Origin of the sequence: Enterobacter cloacae complex sp. 418I7 (assembly GCF_050030705.1) — a bacterium.
Classification (GTDB): Bacteria; Pseudomonadota; Gammaproteobacteria; order Enterobacterales; family Enterobacteriaceae; genus Enterobacter; species Enterobacter intestinihominis.
Map to the genome: position 1 here is coordinate 3,286,252 of NZ_JBLGUU010000001.1, position 26,707 is coordinate 3,312,958.

Annotated in this window: 22 protein-coding genes and 1 pseudogene; 11 read left to right on the forward strand and 12 right to left on the reverse strand. The window is 54.7% G+C overall.

Features of this window, described 5'->3' with window-relative positions:
• Positions 1 to 3 precede the first annotated feature (3 nt).
• Positions 4 to 1,542, forward strand: coding sequence for an exopolyphosphatase (gene ppx / locus ACQG0S_RS15830; RefSeq protein ID WP_003860570.1), 1,539 nt, complete (start codon positions 4 to 6; stop codon positions 1,540 to 1,542).
• On the opposite strand, the gene ACQG0S_RS15835 is transcribed toward ppx, so the two are convergent.
• Positions 1,490 to 3,787 carry an EAL domain-containing protein gene (locus ACQG0S_RS15835; RefSeq protein WP_048966870.1) on the reverse strand — a complete coding sequence of 766 codons (2,298 nt, stop codon included), beginning with the start codon at positions 3,785 to 3,787 and terminating at the stop codon, positions 1,490 to 1,492. The genes ppx and ACQG0S_RS15835 overlap by 53 nt on opposite strands.
• Positions 3,788 to 4,155: 368 nt before the next feature.
• Between ACQG0S_RS15835 and ACQG0S_RS15840 the strand changes: the two genes are divergently transcribed.
• From ACQG0S_RS15840 to ACQG0S_RS15850, 3 genes and pseudogenes are all read left to right on the forward strand, one after another.
• Positions 4,156 to 4,326 carry a YfgG family protein gene (locus ACQG0S_RS15840; protein WP_017383512.1) on the forward strand — a complete coding sequence of 57 codons (171 nt, stop codon included), beginning with the start codon at positions 4,156 to 4,158 and terminating at the stop codon, positions 4,324 to 4,326.
• Between the two features lie 156 nt (positions 4,327 to 4,482).
• Positions 4,483 to 4,950, forward strand: a complete 468-nt coding sequence (locus ACQG0S_RS15845) for a DUF6130 family protein (protein ID WP_048966869.1) — start codon at positions 4,483 to 4,485, stop codon at positions 4,948 to 4,950.
• Positions 4,951 to 4,960: 10 nt separating this feature from the next.
• Positions 4,961 to 5,706, forward strand: a pseudogene (locus ACQG0S_RS15850) (alpha/beta fold hydrolase).
• 129 nt (positions 5,707 to 5,835) lie between these two features.
• Here the strand turns inward: ACQG0S_RS15850 and ACQG0S_RS15855 are convergent.
• Positions 5,836 to 6,672, reverse strand: a complete 837-nt coding sequence (locus ACQG0S_RS15855) for a MipA/OmpV family protein (RefSeq protein WP_048966868.1) — start codon at positions 6,670 to 6,672, stop codon at positions 5,836 to 5,838.
• Positions 6,673 to 6,877: 205 nt separating this feature from the next.
• Between ACQG0S_RS15855 and ACQG0S_RS15860 the strand changes: the two genes are divergently transcribed.
• The 3 genes from ACQG0S_RS15860 (at position 6,878) to ACQG0S_RS15870 (ending at position 9,590) form a co-directional block, all read left to right on the forward strand.
• The gene (locus ACQG0S_RS15860; protein WP_038416495.1) at positions 6,878 to 7,555 is read left to right on the forward strand and encodes a response regulator; all 678 of its coding nucleotides are present in this window, start codon (positions 6,878 to 6,880) and stop codon (positions 7,553 to 7,555) included.
• The gene (locus tag ACQG0S_RS15865) at positions 7,555 to 8,943 is read left to right on the forward strand and encodes a sensor histidine kinase (protein WP_048966867.1); all 1,389 of its coding nucleotides are present in this window, start codon (positions 7,555 to 7,557) and stop codon (positions 8,941 to 8,943) included. Before ACQG0S_RS15860 ends, ACQG0S_RS15865 begins: the two co-directional genes overlap by 1 nt.
• Positions 8,944 to 9,110: 167 nt before the next feature.
• Positions 9,111 to 9,590: an RrF2 family transcriptional regulator gene (locus tag ACQG0S_RS15870; protein WP_003860591.1), complete on the forward strand. Its 480-nt coding sequence runs from the start codon at positions 9,111 to 9,113 to the stop codon at positions 9,588 to 9,590.
• Between the two features lie 65 nt (positions 9,591 to 9,655).
• On the opposite strand, the gene oqxB is transcribed toward ACQG0S_RS15870, so the two are convergent.
• Positions 9,656 to 12,808 carry a multidrug efflux RND transporter permease subunit OqxB gene (gene oqxB / locus ACQG0S_RS15875; protein ID WP_023300700.1) on the reverse strand — a complete coding sequence of 1,051 codons (3,153 nt, stop codon included), beginning with the start codon at positions 12,806 to 12,808 and terminating at the stop codon, positions 9,656 to 9,658.
• Between the two features lie 23 nt (positions 12,809 to 12,831).
• Positions 12,832 to 14,007, reverse strand: coding sequence for an efflux RND transporter periplasmic adaptor subunit (locus tag ACQG0S_RS15880; RefSeq protein WP_045308556.1), 1,176 nt, complete (start codon positions 14,005 to 14,007; stop codon positions 12,832 to 12,834).
• A 334-nt stretch (positions 14,008 to 14,341) separates the two neighbouring features.
• Between ACQG0S_RS15880 and ACQG0S_RS15885 the strand changes: the two genes are divergently transcribed.
• Positions 14,342 to 14,695, forward strand: a complete 354-nt coding sequence (locus ACQG0S_RS15885) for a helix-turn-helix domain-containing protein (RefSeq protein WP_006811509.1) — start codon at positions 14,342 to 14,344, stop codon at positions 14,693 to 14,695.
• A 102-nt stretch (positions 14,696 to 14,797) separates the two neighbouring features.
• Here ACQG0S_RS15885 and guaA read toward each other — a convergent pair whose 3' ends face one another.
• Together guaA and guaB are read right to left on the reverse strand one after the other, a co-directional pair.
• Positions 14,798 to 16,375, reverse strand: a complete 1,578-nt coding sequence (gene guaA, locus ACQG0S_RS15890) for a glutamine-hydrolyzing GMP synthase (RefSeq protein ID WP_006811514.1) — start codon at positions 16,373 to 16,375, stop codon at positions 14,798 to 14,800.
• Between the two features lie 68 nt (positions 16,376 to 16,443).
• The gene (gene guaB, locus ACQG0S_RS15895) at positions 16,444 to 17,910 is read right to left on the reverse strand and encodes an IMP dehydrogenase (protein WP_003860601.1); all 1,467 of its coding nucleotides are present in this window, start codon (positions 17,908 to 17,910) and stop codon (positions 16,444 to 16,446) included.
• 159 nt (positions 17,911 to 18,069) lie between these two features.
• Here guaB and xseA point away from each other — a divergent pair, with 159 nt between their 5' ends.
• From xseA to ACQG0S_RS15910, 3 genes are read left to right on the forward strand one after another with little or no spacing between them, the layout of a single operon-like run.
• A complete protein-coding gene (gene xseA / locus ACQG0S_RS15900; RefSeq protein WP_063138176.1) occupies positions 18,070 to 19,443 on the forward strand; it encodes an exodeoxyribonuclease VII large subunit in 1,374 nt (457 codons plus the stop codon).
• A gap of 58 nt (positions 19,444 to 19,501) precedes the next feature.
• Complete coding sequence (locus ACQG0S_RS15905; protein ID WP_046618989.1) at positions 19,502 to 20,521, forward strand: M4 family metallopeptidase; 1,020 nt, start codon at positions 19,502 to 19,504, stop codon at positions 20,519 to 20,521.
• Positions 20,521 to 20,871 (forward strand): protealysin inhibitor emfourin, encoded by a 351-nt coding sequence (locus ACQG0S_RS15910; RefSeq protein WP_023300706.1) that lies wholly within the window; start codon positions 20,521 to 20,523, stop codon positions 20,869 to 20,871. The genes ACQG0S_RS15905 and ACQG0S_RS15910 overlap by 1 nt, the downstream gene beginning before the upstream one ends.
• Here the strand turns inward: ACQG0S_RS15910 and ACQG0S_RS15915 are convergent.
• The 6 genes from ACQG0S_RS15915 to ACQG0S_RS15940 all read right to left on the reverse strand — a co-directional run bounded on the left by ACQG0S_RS15915 (position 20,868) and on the right by ACQG0S_RS15940 (position 26,697).
• Positions 20,868 to 21,089, reverse strand: a complete 222-nt coding sequence (locus tag ACQG0S_RS15915; RefSeq protein WP_023300707.1) for a zinc ribbon domain-containing protein — start codon at positions 21,087 to 21,089, stop codon at positions 20,868 to 20,870. The genes ACQG0S_RS15910 and ACQG0S_RS15915 overlap by 4 nt on opposite strands.
• Positions 21,090 to 21,147: 58 nt before the next feature.
• Entirely contained in the window at positions 21,148 to 22,689 is a 1,542-nt protein-coding gene (locus tag ACQG0S_RS15920) for a peptide MFS transporter (protein WP_023306697.1), read from the reverse strand.
• 587 nt (positions 22,690 to 23,276) lie between these two features.
• Entirely contained in the window at positions 23,277 to 24,389 is a 1,113-nt protein-coding gene (locus ACQG0S_RS15925) for a hypothetical protein (protein WP_196366535.1), read from the reverse strand.
• 825 nt (positions 24,390 to 25,214) lie between these two features.
• Complete coding sequence (locus tag ACQG0S_RS15930; RefSeq protein WP_230863401.1) at positions 25,215 to 25,706, reverse strand: helix-turn-helix domain-containing protein; 492 nt, start codon at positions 25,704 to 25,706, stop codon at positions 25,215 to 25,217.
• Between the two features lie 35 nt (positions 25,707 to 25,741).
• On the reverse strand, positions 25,742 to 26,527 hold the full coding sequence (locus ACQG0S_RS15935) for a hypothetical protein (RefSeq protein WP_196366536.1): 786 nt from the start codon (positions 26,525 to 26,527) through the stop codon (positions 25,742 to 25,744).
• The gene (locus ACQG0S_RS15940; protein WP_014830800.1) at positions 26,524 to 26,697 is read right to left on the reverse strand and encodes a hypothetical protein; all 174 of its coding nucleotides are present in this window, start codon (positions 26,695 to 26,697) and stop codon (positions 26,524 to 26,526) included. The genes ACQG0S_RS15935 and ACQG0S_RS15940 overlap by 4 nt, the downstream gene beginning before the upstream one ends.
• Positions 26,698 to 26,707 lie beyond the last annotated feature (10 nt).

Sequence of the window (26,707 nt, forward strand, 5' to 3'; positions counted from 1 at the left end):
CCTATGCCAATAAACGATAATACCCCACGCCCGCAGGAGTTCGCTGCGGTCGATCTTGGCTCAAACAGTTTCCATATGGTCATCGCCCGCGAGGTGGATGGCGCGATGCAGATCATCGGTCGTCTGAAGCAGCGCGTGCATCTGGCCGATGGGCTCGACGCGCGTAACATGCTGAGCGAAGAGGCAATGGAGCGCGGGCTTAACTGTCTGTCGCTGTTCGCAGAACGTCTGCAAGGCTTTTCGCCGTCCAGCGTCTGCATCGTCGGGACGCATACGCTACGCCAGGCGCTGAACGCGCCGGAATTTCTTAAGCGCGCGGAAAAGGTTATCCCCTACCCGATTGAGATCATCTCCGGTAACGAAGAAGCGCGCCTGATTTTTATGGGCGTGGAGCATACGCAGCCGGAAAAAGGCCGCAAGCTGGTGATTGATATCGGCGGAGGCTCAACCGAACTGGTGATTGGCGAAGATTTCGAGCCGCGTCTGGTTGAAAGCCGCCGTATGGGCTGCGTCAGCTTCGCGCAAATGTATTTTCCGGGCGGCGTCATCACCCGCGAAAACTTCCAGCGCGCGCGCATGGCCGCCGTGCAAAAACTGGAAAATCTGGCCTGGCAGTATCGTATTCAGGGCTGGAACGTGGCGCTGGGCGCATCGGGGTCGATTAAAGCGGCCCATGAAGTGCTGCTGGCGATGGGTGAAAAGGACGGGTTTATTACGCCTGAGCGCCTGGTGAAACTCACCGAAGAGGTGCTTAAGCACAAGAGCTTCGACGCCCTGAGTCTGCCGGGCTTGTCCGACGAGCGTAAAGCGGTGTTCGTACCGGGGCTGGCGATCCTCTGCGGCGTGTTTGACGCGCTGGCGATCAAAGAGCTGCGCCTCTCTGACGGCGCCCTGCGCGAAGGTGTGCTGTATGAGATGGAAGGCCGTTTCCGTCATCAGGATATTCGCAGCCGCACCGCGCAGAGCCTTGCCAACCAGTACAATATCGACCGCGAACAGGCGAAACGGGTGCTGGAAACCACGGTTCAGATGTACGAGCAGTGGGAGGAGCAGAATCCAAAGCTGGCGCATCCGCAGCTGGCCGCGCTGTTAAAATGGGCCGCGATGCTGCATGAGGTGGGGCTGAACATTAACCACAGCGGCATGCATCGCCATTCAGCCTATATTCTGCAAAATAGCGATCTGCCTGGCTTCAACCAGGAGCAGCAAACCATGATGGCGACGCTGGTGCGCTATCACCGCAAAGCCATCAAGCTCGACGATCTGCCGCGCTTTACGCTATTTAAGAAAAAGCAGTTCCTGCCACTCATTCAGCTTCTGCGCCTGGGCGTGCTGCTCAATAATCAGCGACAGGCGACCACCACGCCGCCGACACTGAAGCTTAAAACGGATGACTATCACTGGACGCTGAGCTTCCCGCACGACTGGTTTAGCCAGAACGCGCTGGTGCTGCTGGATCTGGAAAAAGAGCAGCAGTACTGGGAAGCGGTCACCGGCTGGCTGTTGAAGATTGAAGAAGAGAGTTCTGAGGCGGCAGCGTAACGGCTAAGGCGTTCTCCTGAGAAGGCTGTGTTTCGAGCAACGTATCAAGCTCAACTGGCAACCCAATTAAGTAGCCCTGCACATAATCGATACCTAGCGCGTGCACCGCGCTACGTATCTCTTCTGTTTCCACACATTCCGCCACCACCAGCATTTTCTTCATCCGGGCCAGATGGCAAATGGATGCCACGATCTGGTAATCCAGGCTGTTGCTGACAATATTGCGAATAAAGCCGCCGTCGATTTTGAGAATGTCGGCGTCCACGCTTTTTAACCGCGCATAGCTGGCGTAGCCGGTGCCAAAATCATCAATGGCGATCCGTATTCCCATTTTTTGCAATTGCCTGAGGGTGGATGCCGCCAGATCCGCATGACCAAAGGCGCTACTTTCGGTCACTTCAAAGATCAGCTGCCATGCTTCAACGGCATATCTGGCTAACAGGCGGCTCACTTCAAGCGGGAACTGCGCCCGGTAGACGGTAGAAGGTGCGAGGTTGATGGCAAAGCGCTGGCCCGGCAAACGCTGGCGGTGCTGTGCCAGGAAACTCAACGTACGCTCCAGTACCCATAAATCGACACGCGACGATAAACCAAACTCCTGTGCTATGGGCAGGAACTGCTCGGGAAAGATCAGCGCCCCGTTATCATCACGCATTCGCAGCAGCACTTCGTGGTAATGATCGCCGCGCAGGCCGCGAACGGGCTGAACTAAAAGGCTAAAAGCGTTCTGCTCCAGCGCTGTCTGCAAACGGCTCATCATCGCCACCTTATCTTTCAGGCTACGCTGCAAGTGAACAGCCCCGCGCTGCTGAAGATTTTCCGGGTGATTCGTTGAGAGGGAGAGGTCAGCCACGATGCCCAGTTCCCCCAGCACCAGATAGAGGTGATTGACGGGTGAGCGTACATAGCAGTAGCTCACGCCAACCTGAGGCTGCACCGGCATACCATCCCAGATAAAAACAAACTGCTTAATATGCTCGTCCAGCGTCTCAATGCGCTGTTGATGCGACTCCGCCTCCAGTCGCACCGCCATGTCATATCCGGTGAGGTGATAGACTTGCTCTTTTGGCTGAAGGGTGCCATTTATCCATTGCGCCAGCTGCTGCTTATACTGGATCCGTAGCAGTACGCCGTAATTACGCCCCAGCACTTCCAGCTCGGGCACGCGCAGTAAACAGAGCGCCGACCAGGGGTTACTGGCCAGCTCTCGCGACAGCGCCCGCAGGTTGGGCATATGCACCACCGGATCGAGAAAAGCCTGACTGCGGGAGCGAATATTGATGGTCCGCTGGCGTGTCGCCAGCATCGACATGTACGTCACAACGAAGGAAAAGACCAGATAGCTGGATGAGGTGATCGCCAGCTGAATGCCATAACCCCCCTGCACCGGAATGTAGTGATAAAAAAAGTGAATCGACACCAGCAGGACCGGCGTCCAGATGATTGACATCAGCTTGTAGCCAAAGCGCATCGCCCCCCAGAGCATCACGGGCATCAGCAGTGACAAAGTGTAGTTGGTGCTGAAAATGGAACTGTTTTCATTCATGGGCAGCAGCAGCATAGCCAGCAACCCTCCCAGAGCTAAAAACCACACCACAAACTCAACGGCCGTCACCTTTTTGTCTATTTGCGTGCGGAGCTGGGACATCAGTCCCTTGAAATAGCGCGGATGACGTATCAGGCGGATCAGCAGGTAGCTTAGCGGCACACCCGTCAGCCCGCTCACCAGCAGCCCCTGATAGTTAATAAGGGTCCGAATATTGAGGGGATTCAATCCTGCAAGGCTCTGGCGGCTCTCATAGACCCCGAGATAAACCGCAAACTGAAATAGCACCAGAAAAAGCGTTGCCGGGCAAAACACCTGCCAGAAGATACGTTGCCCCATCAGGCGTATGTCACCGTAAGCGATCATATTGCGTCGGGGCGCAAACACGCGGTAACCGCCCCAGCTGAGCACCAGGGGAACGATAAAATGCAGAATGCCGGTCACGGTTTCAAACAGCCCAACGGACGGGTAATAACGTAAAAACAGCGACACCACCACTCCGGGAAGGGCTTCCAGGCCAAAGAACAACATCAGCGTCAGCAGAAAGGAGAGCGGGAGATAATAGAGCGCAACGATACCGTCGCCCAGCTGCGTTAAGGTATTAGCCACACTAAGCACCGGGAGTAACACGACGGGTAATATAAGAGGAAGTGCCCACCAGCGGTCTTTATTTTGCTTCAGGATGTGGTGAATATTCATAGATGCTCGTTTACAACCCTTGCGCTCCAGAGGGTAAATGAAGACAGGCATCCAACCTGACGTACACGATGCCCGGAAAATTCCTGGCAAGCACAGTGGAGGTGGGATTTTAAATATCAACGACGAGATGCCGTTGACCTAAATCAAATTAATTTATCTGAATAAACATTTCTTACGTTTTATTTGAATATTTTTCCTGTAATTATCAATGCGATAAATAAAAGCGTTGTTTTTAATAACATAAATTAATGTAAGCATTGACGGTATTTTACATTTCGCTGAATTGACCCCGACTTGCGGCTGTGCCTTAATAGCCGTATCGCCCAAAAGGGTATACTCAGGAAAAGAAAGTGAGTCAGGCTACGCGTATGCGAAAACGACATCGATTTAACACCCGGATGACCCGCATCATACTGCTCATCAGTTTCCTGTTTTTCTTTGGCCGCTTTGTTTATTCCTCCATTGGCGCCTGGTATCACCATCAGGACAAAATTCAGTCACAGCAATCAGGTCTTGTAGTGGATTCGCCCGAGCGCTAAAGCGTGTTCGCTCCAGGCAGACAAACTGTATCGCACTGTATCCCGAGCGCTACGCTGACAAACCGGTACAAAACGCCCGCAAAAGCAAACATCCCCGATACATAAAAATGGTCTTCTGTGTCCCTCGCCATAATAAACTGATGAGGAGAGCCACAGATGATTCGTCGATATTTCCTGCTTCCTGTATTTGCGCTGACGTCCTTTGCTGGCGCACTGGCCGCACCGTTGGATGGCCTGAGCGCCGCTGATGTTAATGGCCCGGCCGCCGTAGCGCCGCAGGAAAAACCCCAGCCGCCAGCAAAACTGATCGTCGACCCACCGCTGGCGGGACCGCTGAGTAAAGGTGCGGTCTTTATTCAGTACCGCGTCGAAAACCTGCGCATTGAACCTGTATTTGGACCCGACGCGCTGAAAGTCACTCCGCGTATCGGCCATATTCACGTAGTGGTGGATGACGCGCCCTGGCACTGGGCTGAAACCAGCGGCGAGCCGGTGATCCTGGTCGGGCTGCCCGCCGGGAAACACAAGGTAACCATCATCGTTGCCGACCCGACGCATAAGCCCATCGACCATAAAACCGTTGAATTCACCGTACCGCCCCACGCGGCGGTTCATCACTTTTAAGGAGCCTGTTATGCAAGCATTGTCTGTATTAACAGCGGCGCTGCTGGCGGTTTCCACCAGCGCGCTGGCAGAGACGAAAGCCAGCGTGGTGCTGGTGCACGGGGCGTTTGCCGACGGGAGCAGCTGGAATAAGGTGATCACCCGGCTGCAAAAACACCATACCGAGGTCATTGCGGTACAACTTCCGCTCACGTCTCTGAAAGATGATGTCGCCGCCACGCAGCGTGCTATTGCCCGGGCTCATGGGGATGTGGTGCTGGTCGGTCACTCCTGGGGCGGGACGGTAATCAGCGAGGCGGGAAACAATGCCCGCTGAAGTCACTGGTTTACGTTGCCGCTTTTGCGCCGGATTCCGGCCAGTCGACGGCAGAACTGGCAAATAGCTTCCCTGATCCGCCAGGGAGCGCCAGCCTCGCTAAAACGGCAGAGGGGTATTTATATCTGCCGACAAAAGCGGTCAGCGAGAATTTTGCCCCTGACGTGAAGGACGTTGAGCGCAGCGTGATTGCCGCGACGCAGAGCCCCATTAAGGCCAATGCGTTTGGGGAGAAAGTCGCGCATGCCGCCTGGCATGACAAACCGAGCTGGTATGTGGTCAGCAAAAATGACCGGATGATCAATCCTGAGCTTGAGCGCGCAATGGCGAAGAAAATCAACGCCAACACCACGGAGGTTGCGGCAAGCCATGTATCGATGGTCAGCCAGCCGGACGTTGTTACCCGTACGATTGAACAGGCGTTATCGGGTCAACAGTGATAAAAAAGCCCGCATGATGAACGGTCCGACTTCGGGCCACGCCATCCTACGGGCTTTATGTACTTCCGGCTCCTGTAACGGGGTTATGTGCGGTTTTGTCACAAACGCGCCTTCGCCCTCACTGAACCATCAGAAGCTATACGTCACCTTCAAACTTCCCACAGGAGACGTTTTTCGCTGAACAATGGGGCTATCGCCCGCCTCTCCCGTCAGCTGCGTAACGCCAGCTGCGGCAAGCAGGCTCCAGCGGGAGGTGAGCTTATGGGTCCAGTCCAGGTTCAGCGAATAGGCGTATATGCCCGATCCGGCATCATGTCGGGCAAATCCCGATGCGGCCGACTGGGCGGCGCTGACCCCGTAGTACGTTTGCATGTACTTGCTGGATCCCCAGCTACCGGTCAGCGCCAGCGTCACCGAGTTTTCAGGAGAGGTGTAGAGCGGGCTGGCAATGCCGAAGTGCACAGCCTCACCGTTGTCTCTTTCCGAAACCGGGACCTCAGCCTGCAGCTGCACGTTAAGCCAGTCAGTTATCCTGTACCCCAGCCCCGGCACAACGACGGCCGAGCCTTTGATGTCACCCATCCCCCGCAGGTAGTCGCTGCCGGAGGCGATTGAATCGCTGCTTACGTCGCGATCCTTACGTCCTGCGCGATAGCTCAGCGCAGCGCTGTAATCCAGGTTGCCAACGCGGTTGCCGTAGCCGAGCCCGCGGGTGGTACTGATAAAGAACCCATTTGCCATCGCGTAATCAACCACCTGAGCCGCAGTAACGCGGCTCTTATCCGAACCGGAATAGCGTGGCGCAACATCCACGCCGCCCCCCAGGGTTAACACGTTGCCCTGGCGCTGCCCGGCCGCCAGCACCGGGGTAGCCAGTAACGCCAGGACGGCCCCCGACAGGATGCTTTTCACGCTGCGACCGATGAGTGAACGGGGGAACCTGTGACGCAGTTTGCAGTTTCTCATTAAAGAAGCCCTTTTGGATTCAGATGGTTACGATTCAGGCGGTGTTAAACGCCAGCGCGCTCATTCTGAATACCCTCCCTAAGGTTCTTATGAGCCGAAAATGAAGAAACGCTGAAGCACGTGCTGGTTATGTAAAGCTAAATGATTTCCTGATACCGTTTTTTTCTTAAGCTGTTCTTCATCCACTGCTGATACCGTTACCTTTGTGAAAATTCTACTAATTGAAGACGACCTGGATCTCGGCAACGGCGTACGTTTCGCCCTTGCAGATCAAGGATTTGATGTCATATGGGTACGCCGGAAAGAGGATGCGCTGCATCAGCTTGAGCTCTGCGTGCCGGAGCTTATCCTGCTCGACCTGGGGCTGCCCGATGGCGATGGCATGAGCCTGATGACGCGTCTGCGTCAGCAGCTCCGGGGGATCCCCGTCATTATCCTGACGGCGCGAGGCACGCTGCAGGACCGCCTGTGCGGGCTGGACGCGGGCGCGGACGACTATCTGGTCAAACCTTTTGTTCTCGCCGAGCTGCTGGCACGCGTGAGAGCCCTTGCGCGACGCAGTTACGGTTTTGAAAATGAGGCAATAGAAATTCGCGGTTTGTCGCTTCATATTCCGACGCGTCGCGTAACGGTGAGCGCACGCCACGTTGAGCTGACGGCAAGCGAATATGCGCTGCTTGAAACGTTAATGCTGCGCGCCGATCGCGTGCTTACGCGGCGGTATCTGGAAGAGAGGATATTCGGCACGAAAGAAAATCTCAGCAACGCGCTCGACGTGCATATGGGTAACCTGCGGCGAAAAATTGGCGATGGCTTTGTGCGAACGGTGCGGGGCGTAGGGTACGTCATTGATACCGTACCGGTTCAGAAGGCGGCAGGTTGATGCGTAATTTTTGGTACCGCCTCAGGCTCCCTACGCTGGTCAGGCGAATGCTGGTCGCCCAGATGCTGCTGCTTACGTTGCTCTGGTGTTTCTTTTTAACCTTCATTTTGCTGGAGGACCTGCGCAGCCCTCCAATACTCACGGGCAGTGAGACTTACGAAACCCTTTTTTCCCTTGTTGAGAGCATGGAGGATAGGCCGCAGGCGCGTAATGAGGTGCTGGCCGCGTTCAGCAAGGCGCTGCGGGAGGGTTATGGCGGCGGTGAAGATCCGGAACTCGCTATCAACCTGATCGTTCGCAAGCATAATGAGATTATTTTTTCTTCGCGTGGCGCGCCAACGGAGGTGAAAAATAGCCGTCTGGGGGAAATGCAGCGCGTCCGGACCGGAGACCACACCTGGACGAGCCGCACACTCAAATCCGCGCGCTCCGACGTTGAAGTCACCCTTTTTACCCCGGCTGGCAGCTGGAATTTCTTTATCTACCTGAACTCGCGCGGCTATTACGTCATGCCGCTGCTGGTATGCATTCCTTTTCTTCTTTTTCCCGCGTGGCTGTCAATCCGCATCGCGATGCGCCCCTGGAACAGGGTAGTGAATGAAATTTCATTGCGCACGCCAGACGATCTCTCTCCCTTAAAAGCCGTTCCCAGGCACAGGGAGCTGCGCCAGACGGTGGACGCGATTAATGACTTTCTCGCCAGGGTGCGGGAAAGCGCCGAAAGGGAAAGGGTGTTTATTGCCGATGCCGCGCACGAGCTGCGTACGCCGCTGGCCGCGATGCGAATCAACGTCGAGGCGCTGCAGTCCTCGGTCATCAGCGAAAGCCAGCAGGAGCTGCTTGCAGGCATTGTTCGCAGCAATAGCCGTGCTGCTCGTCTCGTCAATCAGCTTCTGCTGATGAAGCACAGCGAAGCGCACATCGACACGGTAATGGAGCCTGTGCCGCTGACAACGCTTATTCAGGAGCGAATGGCCGCACTGGAGCCGCTGGCATCGGCACGCGGGATTGAGTTTGAATTCTTCGGTGACGATGAAATCCATGTCGCAGGCATTCGGGAACGTCTGGTGTCGCTGATCGACAATTTAATTGAGAATGCCGTGAAGTACAGCCCTGAGGGTGGACGCATTGAGGTACAACTGCAATCGCGTGATACGTCCGCTCAGCTGCGCGTCTCAGACGCGGGCCCCGGTATCCCGGTTGAACTGCGGGAGCGCGTGTTCGACAGATTTTTCCGCGATCCTAATCAGACCCAAAGCGGGAGTGGACTGGGGCTTGCCATCGTCAAAGCCGTTACGCAGCAACACAACGGCAGGGTCAATCTGAGTACGTCAGCCGAAGGTGGTCTTATGGTGACCGTTGATTTCCCGAATCCGGCGTTCGCATGAACGTAAACCCGGCGCTACACGTCCTGACATGTGTCAGCGCAGCGTTACTTCACGTATGCCGCAGATTGCTTCAATAAAATTACCGTATTTGTTATATTGTTACTTACTGATTATTCACCTCTGCGGTGCCAAAAAGAACAAGATTCACCGCAACCCAGGACAGAAAAATGTTAGATTACCGCTTCCCGACAGCTTTGCAGATGGTTCTCAGCGTAGCGATGGCGGAGCAATCGGGTGAACGTTCGACGAGTGCAATCCTGGCTTACGGCCTGGAAGCGAATCCGAGCTTTATCCGCAAATTAATGGTTCCTCTCGCCCGGGACGGCATTATCGTCTCCACGCTTGGCCGCAACGGCTCTATTCACCTTGGCCGCCCGGCTGAAGAGATCACCCTGCGTGATATCTACCTTTCCGTCACTGAAGATAAAAAGCTGTGGGCGTCCCGTCCTGACGTCCCGGCCCGCTGTGTGGTCAGCGCCAACGCCTGCTGGTACTTCAAATCAATCGCTGATGAAGCGGAGCAGGCTTCGTTAGCGGTTTTAGCGCGCCATACCGTCGCCAGCGCGCTGGAAGAGGTGAAAAAAGCCGATACCAGCGGGTGCGATCCGGTGCCGGAACTCTGTACGCAGCATAAAAAAGCGCCTTAATCCTGACGGATTGCGAAAAAAAGCCGCCTTCACAATGAAGGCGGCTTTTTGTTATCTGCTACGTCCTACGCAGGCAACACCTCTCTTTCCGCTTTGCCGCGCGTCACGAACTTACGCAGCGTCACGTAAAAGACCGGCGTCAGGAACAGACCAAACAGCGTCACGCCCAGCATCCCGGAGAAAACGGTGATCCCGGTGACGCCGCGGACTTCTGCCCCTGCCCCGTGACCAAGGATCAGTGGAATGGTCCCGGCAATAAAGGCGATAGAGGTCATTACAATCGGGCGTAAACGCAGGCGGCACGCCTCCAGCGCAGCCTCCATGATGCCTTTGCCCTGAATTTCCAGCTCGCGGGCAAACTCCACGATAAGTATCGCGTTTTTACAGGCCAGCCCCATCAGCACGACCAGCCCCACCTGCACGAAGACGTTGTTATCGCCCCCGGTCAGCCAGACGCCGAACAGCGCGGAGAGCATCGTCATCGGCACGATAAGGATCACCGCCAGCGGCAGCGTCCAGCTTTCATACAGCGCCGCCAGCACCAGGAACGCCAGCAGCACCGCGACCGGGAAGACGATCAGCGCCGTATTGCCCTGGGTGGCCTGCTGGAAACTCAGGTCCGTCCATTCAATATTCATCCCGTTCGGCAGGATCTGCTTAGACATGGCGTCCAGTTGCGTCATCGCCTGCGCGGAAGAGAGCACGCGCGGGTCAGCATCACCAATAAGATCCGCCGCCGGGTAACCATTGTAGCGGATCACCGGGTCCGGCCCGTAGGTGGTCGTGATTTTCACCATACTGCCAATCGGCACCATTTCGCCCTGGTCATTGCGTGTGCGTAAATTCGCGATATCTTCCACGCTGTCGCGGAACTGCCCGTCGGCCTGTGCCATTACGCGCCAGGTCCGTCCAAACTGGTTAAAGTCGTTTACATATGACGAGCCCAGATAGGTTTGCAGCGTGCCGAAAAGATCGGTAAGCGATACGCCCTGCGCTTTCGCTTTATCACGGTCAACCTGCACATCCAGCTGCGGAACGTTAGCCTGGTAGGTTGAGATGGGGAAATGCATCCCCGGCGTCTGCATAATCGCCCCGGACATGGTGTTCACCGCGTTTTGCAGCGCGCCATAGCCCAGACCAGCACGATCCTGAATATACAGGGAATAACCGGACCCTTGACCCAGCCCTAAAATCGGCGGCGGCAGAATCGAGAAGCCAAAGCCCTGCTGGATTTGCGCGATTTTCGCATTGATCTCCGCGTTAATTTCCGCCGCAGTATGTTTACGCTGGTCGAACGGCTTCAGGCCAAAGAAGACCGTCCCGGTGTTCGGCGTATTGGTGAACTGGAGCGCGTTCAGGCCAGGAAACGCGACCGCATAATCCACACCTTCGGTATTCATCCCGATCTCGCTCATTTTGCGGATCACCGCATCGGTACGCGCCAGCGACGAGCCTTCCGGCATTTTCACGCCGCCGATCAGGTACAGCTTATCCTGCGTCGGAATAAACCCACCGGGTACGACTTTAAACATCACACCCGCGGCACAAAGCAGCAGCAAATAAACCGCAAACACTGCACCGCGTCGGCCAAGCGTTTTCCCTACCAGTCCCTGATAGCCGGTCGAGCTGCGATGGAAAAAGCGGTTAAACGGACGGAAAATCCAGCCGAACAGACGATCGATAAGCCGGGTCGGGAAATCTTTCGGGGCACCATGCGGCTTCAACAGCAGCGCGGCCAGCGCCGGAGAAAGCGTCAGCGAGTTGATCGCGGAGATCACCGTGGAAATGGCTATCGTTACCGCAAACTGTTTGTAGAACTGGCCGGTCACGCCAGAGAGGAACGCCATCGGCACAAACACTGCACACAGCACCAGCGCAATGGCGATAATCGGCCCGGACACTTCACGCATCGCCTGATGCGCCGCCGCAAGCGGGGCGAGCCCCTCTTCGATATTTCGCTCGACGTTCTCCACCACCACGATGGCATCATCCACCACGATACCGATGGCCAGCACCAGCCCGAACAGGCTCAGGGTATTCAGCGAGAAGCCCAGCAGGTAAAGAATGCTGAAGGTACCCACCACCGATACCGGCACCGCGATCAGCGGGATGATCGACGCGCGCCAGGTTTGCAGGAAAAGGATCACCACCAGCACGACCAGCACCACCGCTTCCAGCAGCGTTTGTACAACCGCACGGATCGAGTCGCGCACAAATACCGTTGGGTCGTAAGGTGCCGCCCACTTCATATCGTCCGGGAAACGGGTGGACAGTTCGTCCATTTTGGCGCGCACCGCGTTAGACAGATCGATGGCGTTTGCCCCCGGCGACTGGAAGATACCAATCCCGACCGCGTCTTTATTGTTCAGCTGGGAGCGCAGCGCATAGCTGCCGGAACCCATCTCGATACGCGCCACGTCGCGCAGGCGGACGACCGTACCGTCCTGCGTTGTTTTCAGGACAATATTGCCAAACTCTTCTTCGGTATGCAGACGGCCCTGGGCGTTAATGGAGATCAGGAAATCGCTCTCTTTCGGCAGCGGCTCGGCGCCAAGCTGCCCGGCGGAGACCTGTACGTTTTGCTCCTGCATCGCCGTCACCACGTCCGAGGCCGTCAGTCCGCGCGCCGCCACCTTGTTTGGATCCAGCCAGACGCGCATCGCGTATTCACCCGAGCCGAAAATCTGGATCTGACCCACGCCGGGCAGACGCGCCAGCTCGTCCTTCACCTTCAGCGTGGCGTAGTTACGCATATACAGTGAATCGTACTTACCGCCAGGCGAAAAGAGATGCACCACCAGCGTCAGCGTTGGCGACTGTTTCTGAGTCGTAATGCCCAGACGCCGAACGTCTTCCGGCAGACGCGCCTCGGCCTGTGCGACGCGGTTTTGCACCTGTACCTGCGCCTGATCCGGGTCGGTACCCGGACGGAAGGTGACGGTAGTCACCAGCACGCCGTCGGAGCCCGCGACGGATTTCATGTACATCATGTTTTCAACGCCGTTGATCGCCTCTTCCAGCGGCGTCGCCACGGTTTCGGCAATCACTTTCGGGTTGGCGCCCGGGTACTCGGCGCGCACCTGCACGCTTGGCGGCACGACATCAGGATATTCGCTCACCGGCAGCAGCGGGATGGCGATTAATCCTGTGATAAAAATCAGAATCGACAGTACAGCGGCAAAAATCGGCCTGTCGATGAAAAAACGGGAAAAGTCCATGGATTGGATTCTCAGGTAAGGGATCAGTTGAGGGCGGCGCTGGCGGTCATGGCAACGGTTTTCGCGTTAACCGGCATACCCGGCATAAACACTTTTTGTAAACCATCGACGATGACTTTATCCCCGGGTTTCAGCCCCTGCTGTACGATACGTAAACCGTCGGCCAGACGCCCCGGCGTAATGTCGCGGCGCTGCGCTTTCCCGTCTTTATCAACGACATAAACATACTTACGATCCTGATCGGTCAGCACCGCCTTATCGTCAACAAGCGTGGCTTTAAATTCCGCACTGCCCGGCAGGCGCACGCGTGCGAAGAGTCCCGGCGTGAACTGACGCTGTGAGTTATCCAGCAGCGCGCGCATGCGGATTGTACCGGTACTCGGCGTGAGCTGGTTATCCAGGAAATCCACTTTGCCCTGATGGGGATAGCCCTCCTCACCCGTCAGACCAATCTCCACTGGCAGCGCCGTGTGGTGACTGGACGCCCCCTGCCCGCTGCGGGCCAGGTTCTGATAGTGAAGATAGGTGGACTCGTCCACGTCGAAGTAGACGTAAACCGTCTTCTGTGAGACCAGGGTGGTGAGCACGCTGGCGCTGTCACCCGCAGTCACCAGGTTACCGCTGGTGATCAGCGCCCGGCTGGCGCGACCGTCGATAGGCGCGGTCACTTTGGTGAAGTCGAGGTTGAGCTGCGCGGCATCAACCGCCGCCTGCGCCGCACGAATATCGGCCTGTGCCTGGGTAGCAGCGGAACGGCGCTGCTCCCACTCTTCACGGGATACCACGTTGGTATTGACTAATTTATCGGTACGGTTAGCCTCGCTTCGCGCCAGGCTGGCCTGCGTTTTGGCTCTCGCCAGGTTCGCCTGCGCCTGTTCCAGCGCCGCGCGATAGGTTCGGTCATCAATCGTGAACAGCACCTCGCCCTTTTTCACCTCCTGGCCGTCGGTGTAATTCACTTTATCAATGTAGCCGGAGACGCGTGGGCGCAGCTGAACGCTTTCCACCGCTTCAATGCGACCGTTAAAGCTGTCCCACTGGCTAATGGATTTCACCACCACGTCAGCTGCGCTGACGACGGGCGCTTGCGGTGCGGCATTTTGCGCGACGCTGTCATCGCACCCGACGAGAAGCGCGGAGAGTAAAACCACCCCCGTCGCGCTCAGATGAAAGTAACCCCAGGTTTTTTGCAGGCTCATTATTTTTATTCCGGTTATTGTAGCCGCCGGGCAAGACGCAGCGGGAGGCGCCGCGCCACTTCCTTTGTCCGGTCTGGCTTAAGGCCATTTGTGTCGTTCATCGCCACAAAACTGTAACAGTTGCGAATACACTATCGCGGCGATTGTAGGAAGGCGCTTAATTAAGTGCAAGAATAATTGTTGCACTTTATGTGCTATTTGCGGCGAAGGTAAATCACGGGTTTTGAGAAGGGATTTAAATGTAACAATAAAACTTGCAATTAATATCAAAACGGGCCACCTTTAAGTGCAACAAACAAAGATGCTTTTAATGCGTGGCGTAGGGGGAAGCAAGATGAACACGGGTGCATTCATTCACGATTTGCTCGACTGGATCGACAACAACCTTGATAGCCGCCTGGACATTGAAACCGTCTCCAGGCGAGCCGGCTATTCGAAATGGCATCTCCAGCGGATCTTCAAAGAACATACCGGCTCCCCTCTCGCTGAATATATTCGCGCGCAAAAGCTGCAAAAATCGGTTGAGCGCTTAGCCCAAAGCGATGAACCGATTCTGAACGTGGCGATCGCGCTGGGCTTTGACTCTCAGCAGTCCTTCAACCGCAGCTTTAAGCGTCAGTATGGTCAGGCGCCAGGGGCATGGCGACGCAGTATCGGCTGCCGTGGATCCCGACAGATGAGCCAATAATTCACGTCCCGTTCGGATATCAGTTACAAAAGAAAAACCCTCTGTAAACAGAGGGTTTTATCAGTCTTACCTGCTTATAACTTCGCAGGAAAGGTTATGGGCTTACTCCCACTCGATCGTCGCCGGTGGCTTGCCGCTGATGTCATACACCACGCGGGAAATGCCGTTCACTTCGTTGATGATGCGGTTAGACACGCGGCCTAAGAAGTCATACGGCAGGTGCGCCCAGTGCGCGGTCATGAAGTCGATGGTTTCCACAGCACGCAGGGAGACAACCCAGTCGTACTTGCGGCCATCGCCCATCACGCCGACGGAGCGAACCGGCAGGAACACGGTGAACGCCTGGCTAACCTTGTTGTACAGGTCAGCCTTGTGCAGCTCTTCAATGAAGATCGCGTCCGCGCGACGCAGCAGGTCGCAGTACTCTTTCTTCACTTCGCCCAGCACGCGTACGCCGAGGCCCGGGCCCGGGAATGGGTGACGGTAGAGCATGTCGTACGGCAGACCCAGTTCCAGACCGATCTTACGCACTTCGTCTTTGAACAGCTCACGCAGTGGTTCAACCAGGCCCATCTTCATCTCTTTCGGCAGGCCGCCCACGTTGTGGTGAGATTTGATGACGTGTGCTTTACCGGTTGCGGAGGCGGCGGATTCGATCACGTCAGGGTAGATAGTGCCCTGCGCCAGCCATTTCACGTCTTCCAGCTTCAGCGCTTCTTCGTCGAACACTTCCACGAATACGCGGCCGATGATTTTACGTTTCGCTTCCGGATCGTTCTCGCCTTTCAGCGCGTCCAGGAAGCGCTGTTCGCCTTCCACGTGAACGATGTTCAGACCGAAGTGGTCGCCGAACATGTCCATGACCTGCTGGGCTTCGTTCAGACGCAGCAGGCCGTTATCCACGAAGACGCAGGTCAGGTTTTTGCCGATGGCGCGGTGCAGCAGCATCGCGGTCACGGAGGAGTCCACGCCGCCGGAGAGGCCGAGGATCACTTTGTCATCACCAACCTGCTGGCGGATACGCTCCACGGCGTCGTCGATGATTTTTGCCGGGGTCCACAGGGCTTCACACTGGCAGATATCACGCACGAAGCGCTCCAGCATGCGCATACCCTGACGGGTGTGAGTCACTTCCGGGTGGAACTGCACGCCGTAGAAGCGTTTTTCTTCGTTCGCCATAATCGCGAACGGGCAGCTTTCGGTGCTGGCTACAGTCACGAAGTCCGACGGGATAGCGGTGACTTTGTCGCCGTGGCTCATCCACACGTCCAGCAGCGGTTTGCCGTCTGCGGTCAGGGAATCTTCGATACCGCGCACCAGCGCGCTGTCGGTGACGACTTCAACCTGCGCGTAGCCGAACTCACGCTCGTTAGAGCCTTCTACGTGGCCGCCCAGCTGCATCGCCATAGTCTGCATGCCGTAGCACACGCCGAACACCGGTACGCCCGCTTCGAATACGTACTGCGGCGCGCGCGGGCTGTTCTCTTCGGTGGTGCTCTCCGGGCCGCCGGACAGGATGATGCCGCTTGGATTGAACTCGCGAATCTGTGCTTCCGTGACATCCCACGCCCACAGCTCACAGTATACGCCCAGCTCACGCACGCGACGCGCCACCAGTTGAGTGTACTGAGAACCAAAATCGAGGATGAGGATGCGATGTTTATGAATGTTTTCCGTCATTGACGCTAATTCCGAGGCAAGTGAAACAGATTAAATAAATCGCCCGACACGAGGTCGGGCGAAGAAAATCATGATCCCAGACGGTAGTTCGGGGACTCTTTGGTGATCGTCACGTCGTGCACGTGGCTCTCCTGGATACCCGCACCGCTGATGCGTACGAATTCCGCTTTGGTACGCAGCAGGTCAATGGTACCACAGCCGGTCAGCCCCATACAGGAACGCAGGCCGCCCATCTGCTGGTGGATGATCTCTTTCAGACGGCCTTTATAGGCCACGCGGCCTTCGATGCCTTCCGGTACCAGTTTGTCAGCGGCGTTATCGGTCTGGAAGTAACGGTCGGAGGAACCTTTGGACATCGCGCCCAGGGAGCCCATACCGCGGTAGGATTTGTAAGAACGGCCCTGGTAGAGTTCGATTTCGCCCGGGGATTCTTCGGTACCGGCCAGCATGGAGCCCACCATCACGGCTGCGGCACCTGCGGCGATCGCTTTGGCGATGTCGCCAGAGAAGCGGATACCGCCGTCCGCGATAACCGGAATACCGGTGCCTTCCAGCGCTTCAACCGCGTCAGACACCGCGGTGATCTGCGGAACGCCCACGCCGGTGACGATACGGGTAGTACAGATAGAGCCAGGGCCGATACCCACTTTCACCGCGCTGCAACCGGCTTCCGCCAGCGCGCGAGCACCTGCGCCCGTAGCCACGTTACCGCCGATGATCTGGAGATCCGGGTATTTAGCACGGGTTTCACGAATACGTTGCAGAACGCCTTCGGAGTGGCCATGTGAGGAGTCAATCAGCAGCACGTCAACGCCCGCGGCAACCAGCGCGTCAACGCGCTCTTCGTTACCTGCGCCCGCGCCAACCGCAGCGCCGACGCGCAGACGGCCATGCTCGTCTTTACAGGCGTTCGGTTTACGTTCTGCTTTCTGGAAATCTTTAACGGTGATCATGCCACGCAGGTGGAAGTTCGCATCCACAACCAGCGCTTTCTCAACGCGTTTTTCGTGCATTTTCGCCAGCACCACGTCGCGGGTTTCGCCTTCGCGAACGGTCACCAGGCGCTCTTTTGGTGTCATATAGACGCTGACAGGCTGGTTCAGGTCAGTCACGAAACGCACATCACGACCGGTGATGATGCCCACCAGCTCGTTGTCTTCGGTCACAACCGGGTAACCTGCAAAGCCGTTACGCTCGGTTAGCGCTTTCACTTCGTGCAGGGTGGTGGTTGGCAGAACGGTCTGAGGATCGGACACGATACCGGATTCATGTTTCTTCACGCGGCGAACTTCTTCCGCCTGACGCTCGATAGACATGTTTTTGTGGATAAAGCCAATGCCGCCTTCCTGTGCCAAAGCGATAGCCAGACGCGCTTCAGTCACGGTGTCCATTGCTGCGGAGAGCATAGGAATGTTCAGACGAATGGTTTTCGTCAACTGCGTGCTGAGGTCGGCAGTATTCGGCAGAACGGTGGAATGAGCGGGAACGAGGAGGACGTCGTCAAACGTCAGTGCTTCTTTAGCGATACGTAGCATGGGCAATATCTCTGACCTGGGTGGTTAAATATTGCCGTGGCATTATACAGAGCGTAACCGATTGCATCTACACTTTTTTGAAAAAAATGCTTGCGATCGCCTCTCAGCAGGTTACTATCGACTGAATAACTTGCTGATTTAGAATTTGATCCCGCTCACATGTTATCCTCTCAATCCCCCTCAATTTATACTGTCAGCCGCCTTAATCAGACGGTGCGTTTGCTGCTTGAGCAGGAAATGGGACAGGTCTGGATCAGCGGTGAAATCTCTAACTTCACGCAGCCTGCTTCCGGTCATTGGTACTTTACGCTAAAAGATGACACCGCTCAGGTGCGCTGCGCGATGTTCCGCAACAGCAATCGTCGCGTGACGTTCCGCCCTCAGCATGGCCAGCAGGTTCTGGTTCGTGCCAACATTACCTTGTATGAGCCGCGCGGCGATTATCAGATTATCGTCGAGAGCATGCAGCCCGCCGGTGAAGGCTTGTTGCAGCAGAAGTACGAGCAGTTAAAAGCCATGCTTTCGGCTGAGGGATTGTTTGACCAGCAGTTTAAAAAGCCCCTGCCCTCACCTGCCCACTGTATTGGAGTTATCACCTCGAAAACCGGCGCGGCGCTGCACGATATTTTGCACGTCCTGAAGCGCCGTGACCCTTCCCTGCCCGTCATTATCTACCCAACTGCCGTTCAGGGTGACGATGCGCCGGGGCAGATCGTGCGCGCGATTGAGCTGGCGAATGCGCGTCAGGAGTGCGATGTCCTGATCGTCGGGCGCGGCGGCGGCTCGCTGGAAGACCTGTGGAGCTTTAACGACGAGCGCGTGGCGCGGGCAATCTTTGCCAGCCTTATCCCTGTGGTGAGCGCCGTCGGCCATGAAACGGATGTGACGATAGCCGATTTTGTCGCGGATTTACGCGCGCCCACGCCGTCCGCGGCGGCAGAGGTGGTCAGCCGTAATCAGCAGGAGCTGCTGCGCCAGATCCAGAACGGGCAGCAGCGCCTGGAGATGGCGATGGACTACTTCCTCGCCAACCGTACCCGCCGCTTTACCCAGCTTCATCATCGTCTGCAACAGCAGCATCCGCAATTGCGTCTGGCGCGTCAGCAAACCGTACTGGAGCGTCTGCGTCAGCGGATGAACTTCGCGCTGGATAACCAGCTTAAGAAAGCGATATCGCGCCAGCAGCGCACGACTCAGCGTCTGAACCAGCAGAATCCGCTGCCAAAGATTTATCGCGCACAAACGCGGATCCAGCAGCTTGAGTTCCGCCTCGCGGAAAATATCCGCTCACGCCTGAGCGCCACCCGCGAGCGTTTTGGCAATGCGGTCACCCATCTGGAAGCCGTCAGCCCACTCTCCACGCTGGCCCGCGGCTATAGCGTGACCACCGCGACGGACGGCAAAGTGCTGAAGCAGACGAAGCAGGTTAAAGCAGGGGATGTGCTCACCACCCGGCTTTCTGACGGCTGGGTCGAGAGTGAAGTGAAAGAGATCAAACCGGTGAAAAAAACGCGTCAGCGTAAAAGCGGATAAATCTTCGCCGGTTACAAACTATACTGCTGCTATTGCCTTTTTTAATAAGGAGAGCAGCATGCCCCATCTACATAGCGTCATCCCTCCGTATATTCTTCGCCGTATTATCGAAAGCGGTTCTGAGCCGCAGCAGCGCTGCGCCCGTCAGACCTTAACCCACGTCCAGACGCTGATGGCCCATATGCCGGGCAAACCCGCCGCGCCGCATGTGAATAAAGCCGGTCAGCTTGAGCGTGACATCTACGATGCGAAACAGACCCAGGATCTGCCGGGTACCCAGGTACGCTATGAAGGCCAGCCCTCCAACGGAGATGTGGCGGTGGATGAAGCGTACGATTATCTGGGTATTACCCATGATTTCTTCTGGAAGGAATATCAGCGCGATTCGCTCGATAACAAAGGGCTGATCCTCACCGGCACCGTGCACTATGGCCGTGAGTATCAAAACGCCTTCTGGAACGGCCAGCAGATGGTCTTTGGCGATGGCGACGGGGAAATCTTCAACCGCTTTACCATTGCCATCGACGTGGTAGCGCATGAGCTTAGCCACGGCGTGACGGAGACCGAAGCCGGACTCATCTACTTTGAACAATCGGGCGCGCTGAACGAGTCGTTATCCGACGTGTTCGGTTCGCTGGTGAAGCAATACCATCTTAAGCAAACCGCCGATAAAGCAGACTGGCTGATTGGTGAAGGGCTGCTGGCGGAGGGCATCAACGGGAAAGGGCTTCGCTCCATGTCTGAACCCGGCACGGCCTATAACGATCCGCTGCTCGGTAAAGATCCGCAGCCCGGGCATATGAAAGATTTCATCAAAACGCGCGAGGATAACGGCGGCGTACACCTTAACTCCGGTATCCCCAACCGCGCGTTTTACCTGGCCGCAACGGCGATCGGTGGCTACGCCTGGGAAAAAGCGGGTTATGCCTGGTACGACACGGTTTGCGATCGCAACCTGGCGCAGGATGCGGATTTTGATGCCTTTGCAAAACTGACGATAGCGCACGGCGAGAAACGCTCCGGTAGCGACGTTGGGGCGGCTATAAAACAAGCCTGGGAACAGGTAGGAGTGCTGTAATGCAGGTTCCGGAACTGACGGATGACGCCGTGGTTGAGCTGGCCCGGGAAGGCGGCGTCGCTTTTATCCCTAAGCTGAGCGGCCAGCGCACCATTGCGCTCTCCTCGCTTAATGAGGCCCAGCGCCAGCGCCTGGTGAGCATTCTGGAGCAGGCTTTCCCGCGCGGCCAGCCGCCCGGGCAAGCCTCTTCCCCCGGCAGAGGTGACCAGCGCTATTTCCGCATCCAGATTATCTGGACCGGCCAAAATCAGGCGCACTACGCCGATATCATCGTGCTGGTACCCGAGCAGGAAGCACCCGAGTCGCTGGTGGAACTGTGGCAGAAAGGTGAAGGCTGCGTGTGCGATTAACCTTCAGCCCGAACAAACTCCACGCGTTTTTTAGAGATAAGACCGTGGCCGTTCTGGCAAAAGTAATCCACCGCACCGCAGGCCTTGAGTACCTGAAGCGGTTGATGGCAATCAGGGCAGCGCGCTTCGAGGGGAATATCGTTATTGCAGCTGTCGCAGTGCGCGATACCGTTTTGCGGCTCGAGCGCTGCGTGGCAATCCGGACAGGTTATCGACATGCTCTCTCCTGTTGAGGTGGGCCGGGGCTGGATAACTGCCCCGGCAGGCTGAATAGTATCAGGCTTCGGTAGCCGGTTTTGTCTGCACATTTTCCAGCATGCGACGCACCGGAACAATGAGGACGATCAGCACCGCAGCACAAATCAACAGCGCGATGGAGCAACGGGCAAAGAGGTCTGGCAGCATATCCAGCTGGTCGGCCTTCACGTGACCACCAATCAGGCCCGCAGCCAGGTTACCCAGCGCACTGGCGCAGAACCACAGGCCCATCATCTGACCGCGCATTCTTTCCGGCGCCAGCAGGGTCATGGTTGCCAGACCAATCGGACTCAGGCACAGTTCCCCGAGCGTCAGCATCAGGATACTGCCCACCAGCCAGAACGGAGAAACCCCTGCTCCACCGTTGCTCAGCACGTTCTGTGCCGCCAGCATCATCAGGCCGAAGCCCGCCGCCGCGCACAAAATACCGATCACGAACTTGGTGATACTGCTCGGGCGAATATTATTGCTCGCCAGCTTCGGCCATGCCCAGCTAAATACCGGTGCCAGCAGAATGATGAACAGGGCATTAATCGACTGGAACCACACCGCCGGGATCTCAAAATCACCGATCATGCGGTTAGTGTAGTCGTTGGCGAACAGGTTGAAGGAGGTTGGCTTCTGCTCGAACGCGGACCAGAAGAACGCGGCGGAGACCAGCAGAATAAAGCATACCAGCAGCCTTGCGCGCTCTTTGCGATTCAGCCCGGCGAAGATGAACAGGTAGATGAAGTAGAGCGCGACGGAGGCGGCAATCACATATACCAGCACGCTGGCCACCGCGACCGGATTAATCACAATCACGCCCTGGGCAATCAACGTGACGATGATTGCAACACCCACAGCCAGCGCCAGCAGCCAGGCACCCACGCCGTTACGTTTCACTACTGGACTGTTCCAGGTGGAGTCCAGACCGACTTCGCTGTCGTAGCGCTTCATGGCCGGAACGGCAAACACGCGGAAGATAATCAGGGCGACCAGCATCCCGATACCGCCGATACCAAAGCCCCAGTGCCAGCCGTGGGTTTTAATCAGCCAGCCGGAAATCAGAGGAGCAATGAACGAGCCCATGTTGATGCCCATATAGAACAGCGAGAAACCGCCGTCACGACGCGCATCGCCCTTTTTGTAGAGGGTACCGACCATGACCGAGATACAGGTCTTGAACAGGCCGGAGCCGAGCACGATGAACATCAGGCCGATGAAGAACAGGTTGTCGCCCATAATGGCCGACAGGGCAATCGACAGGTGCCCAAGCGCAATCAAAATCGAACCGTACCAGACGGCCCGCTGCTGGCCGAGCCAGTTATCCGCCAGCCAGCCGCCCGGCAGTGCGGCGAGGTACATGGTGCCCGCGAAGATGCCGACAATCGCCGAGGCGTTTTCACGCGCCAGGCCCATCCCCCCGTCGTACACGGTGGCGGCCATAAACAGGATCAATAGCGGGCGAATACCGTAAAACGAGAAACGCTCCCACATCTCGGTGAAGAACAGCGAACCGAGCGGATAAGGATGGCCGAAGAAGGTTCGGCTCTCTTTTTGATTAACAGAGGATTGCATAATTCTCCCGAAAGGTATGTGTCGTGCTTGTAAACACCAGCATGTACGCCGAACGGTTACGTATCCGATCGATTTTTTACATGCGGCGAAATATTGGTTAACCATTTGATAACCAGGCGCTAGTTTTGTCTAGTACCGAACCCTGGACTTTAAGATGAAAATTCGACGATTGTCTACTTTCTTAGATATAAACATGGTTAAAAGCGAATAGTGATTGACATCACACAGGGAAGGCAGACCTTTTGAATGAGCGAAAAAAACCCGCGACAGGCGCGGGTTTTAGTGAGTTCGGTAAGAGTTATTTGCTTTTCTTAATGTGTATGTGCAATTTATACGCAAACTATTGATTAACATAGAATAATAAACATGGAACTCAAAATTGTGTACACCCATGGGTACACCGTTATGCCTGAGATTTTCGGACCCTAATCATGCAAACCGATGTAGCTCTGCACACTTTCAAGTCACCAAAATATACTTAATTAACACATCCCATCAAATCTAAACGGTTTGTACAAAAGAACTTTGTATATCCATATTGTTATTTATTCATTAAATTACTTACATATTATAATTCAAACCGAAACTCATTTAGTTAGTGAAGACAAAGATGTGATGACCGCGCCAATAACACCACCAATAATTGAGGTTATCAGTGCCATTCCCAATTCAAAAGACTTAGCGTTTTTTTGCTCAAAAAACTGGACTAATTCTATTGTTTCCTTTATTGAATATTTCGGTGAGTTCTTAATTTCTTTATCAATGAAGTTTTTAATCACACCATCTCTATGGTAAGGAAACTTTGTATGATAAGAAGAAATCTCGTTTTCAGAGTCAATTTTATCATTGTTGAACATCCAAAGTTCGAGAAGTATATTTGATATTAATTTTCTTTTTTGGAAATAGAAAAAAGGACTAAACCGTCGGTTTTGATACGTCTCTAACTCATTGATTCCTTCTCTAATTGCATACCATCGATGCATAAACCAGTTTCGTGCAGTAACACATCCATAGAATGTATCTAGTTCACTTTTAAAATCAATCATAAACCTTGCCTCCTGGCTTAACCCAGAAGATCCATCGTCCTTGCCTAATATTATTTCAATATCATCATAACCAACATCTTCAATCAAATTAACTTTATATGAATCTAATGAATCATCATGAGATATATAAAAATTAGCATGAAAAGGACTTGGCCCTAAAGATTCGAAAGTCACAAAAGTATTTGCCACTTTGAATTCGGCAGCTAAATACTCCCTTACGACTTGAATTGCATTTGCCCCTGAACTTTTTCTATTGCTATTTGCAATTTTAACTATTGCTAAACTAGTCTGGTAATCATAGTTTATATTCACATCAAATAAATCGGTTGATGTGCTTTCGTCATTAACACTTGAATACCCGAGTAATTTTCGTTGATAAGTTTTTAATAGTGTTAGAGTGAAGTTAACCTCAAAAAAATGAATAAAAGGGAAAATTGCATCAGGAGCACAGTCATTTTGCTCAAAAAAATCTGAATTTATTATTGCATCCGGGGGAGTCATATCTTCATCATAATCCACCTCCAAGTCACTAACAGACTGTATAGATTCAAGAACTCGACCAATCTCGTTCACAAACATATCTATCGTAAGATTTTCTGGCGCTTTCGAAAAATCTATACTGAAGTGAAAAGAACCAACACCAAAGGCTTGCACTTTTTGTAATCCTGTTCATTTGAATTTTGTGTTATTATTAAATTAATTACACATGTAAAATCAAGAGTTTTCTTCTAAAATCTTATATATTTAAACTCTGATAATGAAAAGAACCCATCTACTAGCCTTCATGCACCCTTAAACATTCCTTATCAACAGGTAATCATCATTATGGAATCAGCATATAGATGTTATGTAGTGAAAAGATAATCAAAGTGGTTTTTGTTGCATATTACGTTTTAAGTGTTAAGTGTTGATCCTAACATACAAACTCAATAATAATTAAATAGCTACTAATTCCTAAGTGTGAGTATTTTGATTTATATTATTTCATCATCAAATATCACCCTAGTTTAGTCACAATAAAAATTAACTTAATAAAGCAACTGTAACTTAGAGCGCGTTCTGCCAAAAATCCCCACTGGCGTTGCCGGTGTGTGACAACTTTTGACAACTCAATCTGAACGCCAGCGTCCGGGCAAACCAGAACAGCGATCTGAAAGAGGCTCGAGGATGGTTGCAAAGGGGGAGTGCTTAACACCTCCCCTTCGCGAGTTCGTGTGCCTGAAGTTTTCTGAAGCGGTAGCGGTTGACACTTTACCCCTAGTTTTCCCTAGTAAGGCATAACAAACCATAACAGGCTGACACCTGCCCAGCTTCGCATCAGCATTAACAAAAGCTAACAGCCAAGGCTCAACAAATCTCACGCCAGCCCTTTACACTTCTGCTGTAGCAGCTGTTCGTAGGCGTCAGGTTCCGTTAGGTTGGGTTGACACTTTTCCCAGTTTCTCGCGAAAAAGTGTCAAGTTTGAGGGACTGGGGGGTTTACAGTTTTTCGCCGCCCAGCAGGCAGAGTGACATTAAACCGGTTTTGTTCCAGTCATCCGGCGTATTGGGGTGCATTGTGGCAACGTAAGCCAGCTCAGAACGAAGAAACCGTAAAGCGCCTGCTGCACGGTCTTTGCCAAAGAAGCTGTGGTTTTCTTCATCCGGCCGGAAGAGAATCAGCAATTGTTCATCGGGCTCGTGCTGAACATCAAAACCCAGCTCAGCGGCTGCTGCCTCTATACGCTGGCCAGCATCAATATCAGCCGGCAACTCTTTCCCGCCGTCATGCTTCCATACCCATGCGGCGGCCTGCGCCCACGTCATTTCAGTCTGGTGTTCGCCAGCACCAGCAGAATTTTGTTTAGCCTGCGATGCTTCGACATCCACTTTATCGCCTGAAATTACAATTTCACCGCGGGCTATCCAGCCGTAAACAGTTTGCCGGCTGACGCCCATATGCCTGGCGTAGGCTGATTTACTTAACAGCATTCTGGTGTATCCCTCCGGGCAGAAAAAAGCCGCCCTCAGGCGGCCTGCTTCTCTTCTGAATGTGTCTGCCGCTGGCTGCCTTTGAGCATCGCGCTGACATGTTCGCTTAACTGATCAAGGCCGGTCATGCGGGGCAGAACTTCTGATGGATCGTCGTTCTTCCCGTAAACGAGATTGTTATACCAGGTTCGGACAGCTGTAATTTGTGCGACGTCTTTCCTTACCGCATCGACCAGCTCGGCAACCGCGCTAATCACCTGCCCGTTCTCCGATGCGATACGGGAGAAGCCGAGACGTTTTAGCTGTTCCGTATCGAGTCCAGAACACACTGCGTGCGCCCTTAGTAAAGCGTCCGCCAGCTCCTGATGCTTTCCACTGTGCATCGACAGCAGCATTTTTTCCTGGCTGCGGCGATCCAGTCGGGCGAATGCCTGGCGCATTTCACTGTCACGCATGAATCCCTGAACATCATCAGATGCCAGGGGATTGACCGGAGCGAGCCTGTTCTTCAGATAATCGAGAATGTTTGCAGCCTGCTCGCTTACGGCTGCGACGCCGCGGGTAAAGTCTTTGAGCGTGTCCGGGTTCCGGGCTTCACCTGCCCTGCGGTTTTTTGCCTGTTCGTTCAGATCCGGATCGTTGCGGATAACGTCCAGCAAATCCGCCTCAGCTTCGGCCTGCTGCGCCGTTGTCCTCAGGCTGGTGAGTTCGCCCGCCATACCACGGAATAAAGCGGCCATCTGAGTATTTGGCGCAACAACCTTACCGGCATAACCCGCCAGCTCGATACTGTGTTTCCCTATTTTGATTGAGTAGCTCACTGGCCAGCCTCCATTTTTGACAGCCCTGCATCAAATACCTTGCGTGCAACAGCATGGATTGACGGCGCGATCCCCATGCCCGACTTCTGGCGCTCCCTCTCCTGGATGGTTTTCAGAGCCTGAATCTGCTCCCCGTTCAGCAGAACGGGCTTAACGTTAACCTTGCTCATAATTCCCCCT

Bases quoted from the DNA above. Each gene is read 5' to 3' on its own strand.
- ACQG0S_RS15865 (WP_048966867.1), top strand. From the start codon at position 7,555: ATGCGTAATTTTTGGTACCGCCTCAGGCTCCCTACGCTGGTCAGGCGA.
- ACQG0S_RS15845 (WP_048966869.1), top strand. From the start codon at position 4,483: ATGATTCGTCGATATTTCCTGCTTCCTGTATTTGCGCTGACGTCCTTT.
- ACQG0S_RS15840 (WP_017383512.1), top strand. From the start codon at position 4,156: ATGCGAAAACGACATCGATTTAACACCCGGATGACCCGCATCATACTG.
- ACQG0S_RS15905 (WP_046618989.1), top strand. From the start codon at position 19,502: ATGCCCCATCTACATAGCGTCATCCCTCCGTATATTCTTCGCCGTATT.
- oqxB (WP_023300700.1), bottom strand. From the start codon at position 12,808: ATGGACTTTTCCCGTTTTTTCATCGACAGGCCGATTTTTGCCGCTGTA.
- ppx (WP_003860570.1), top strand. From the start codon at position 4: ATGCCAATAAACGATAATACCCCACGCCCGCAGGAGTTCGCTGCGGTC.
- guaB (WP_003860601.1), bottom strand. From the start codon at position 17,910: ATGCTACGTATCGCTAAAGAAGCACTGACGTTTGACGACGTCCTCCTC.
- ACQG0S_RS15835 (WP_048966870.1), bottom strand. From the start codon at position 3,787: ATGAATATTCACCACATCCTGAAGCAAAATAAAGACCGCTGGTGGGCA.
- ACQG0S_RS15940 (WP_014830800.1), bottom strand. From the start codon at position 26,697: ATGAGCAAGGTTAACGTTAAGCCCGTTCTGCTGAACGGGGAGCAGATT.
- ACQG0S_RS15855 (WP_048966868.1), bottom strand. From the start codon at position 6,672: ATGAGAAACTGCAAACTGCGTCACAGGTTCCCCCGTTCACTCATCGGT.
- ACQG0S_RS15885 (WP_006811509.1), top strand. From the start codon at position 14,342: ATGAACACGGGTGCATTCATTCACGATTTGCTCGACTGGATCGACAAC.
- ACQG0S_RS15880 (WP_045308556.1), bottom strand. From the start codon at position 14,007: ATGAGCCTGCAAAAAACCTGGGGTTACTTTCATCTGAGCGCGACGGGG.
- ACQG0S_RS15920 (WP_023306697.1), bottom strand. From the start codon at position 22,689: ATGCAATCCTCTGTTAATCAAAAAGAGAGCCGAACCTTCTTCGGCCAT.
- ACQG0S_RS15870 (WP_003860591.1), top strand. From the start codon at position 9,111: ATGTTAGATTACCGCTTCCCGACAGCTTTGCAGATGGTTCTCAGCGTA.
- ACQG0S_RS15930 (WP_230863401.1), bottom strand. From the start codon at position 25,706: ATGCTGTTAAGTAAATCAGCCTACGCCAGGCATATGGGCGTCAGCCGG.
- ACQG0S_RS15910 (WP_023300706.1), top strand. From the start codon at position 20,521: ATGCAGGTTCCGGAACTGACGGATGACGCCGTGGTTGAGCTGGCCCGG.
- ACQG0S_RS15915 (WP_023300707.1), bottom strand. From the start codon at position 21,089: ATGTCGATAACCTGTCCGGATTGCCACGCAGCGCTCGAGCCGCAAAAC.
- guaA (WP_006811514.1), bottom strand. From the start codon at position 16,375: ATGACGGAAAACATTCATAAACATCGCATCCTCATCCTCGATTTTGGT.
- xseA (WP_063138176.1), top strand. From the start codon at position 18,070: ATGTTATCCTCTCAATCCCCCTCAATTTATACTGTCAGCCGCCTTAAT.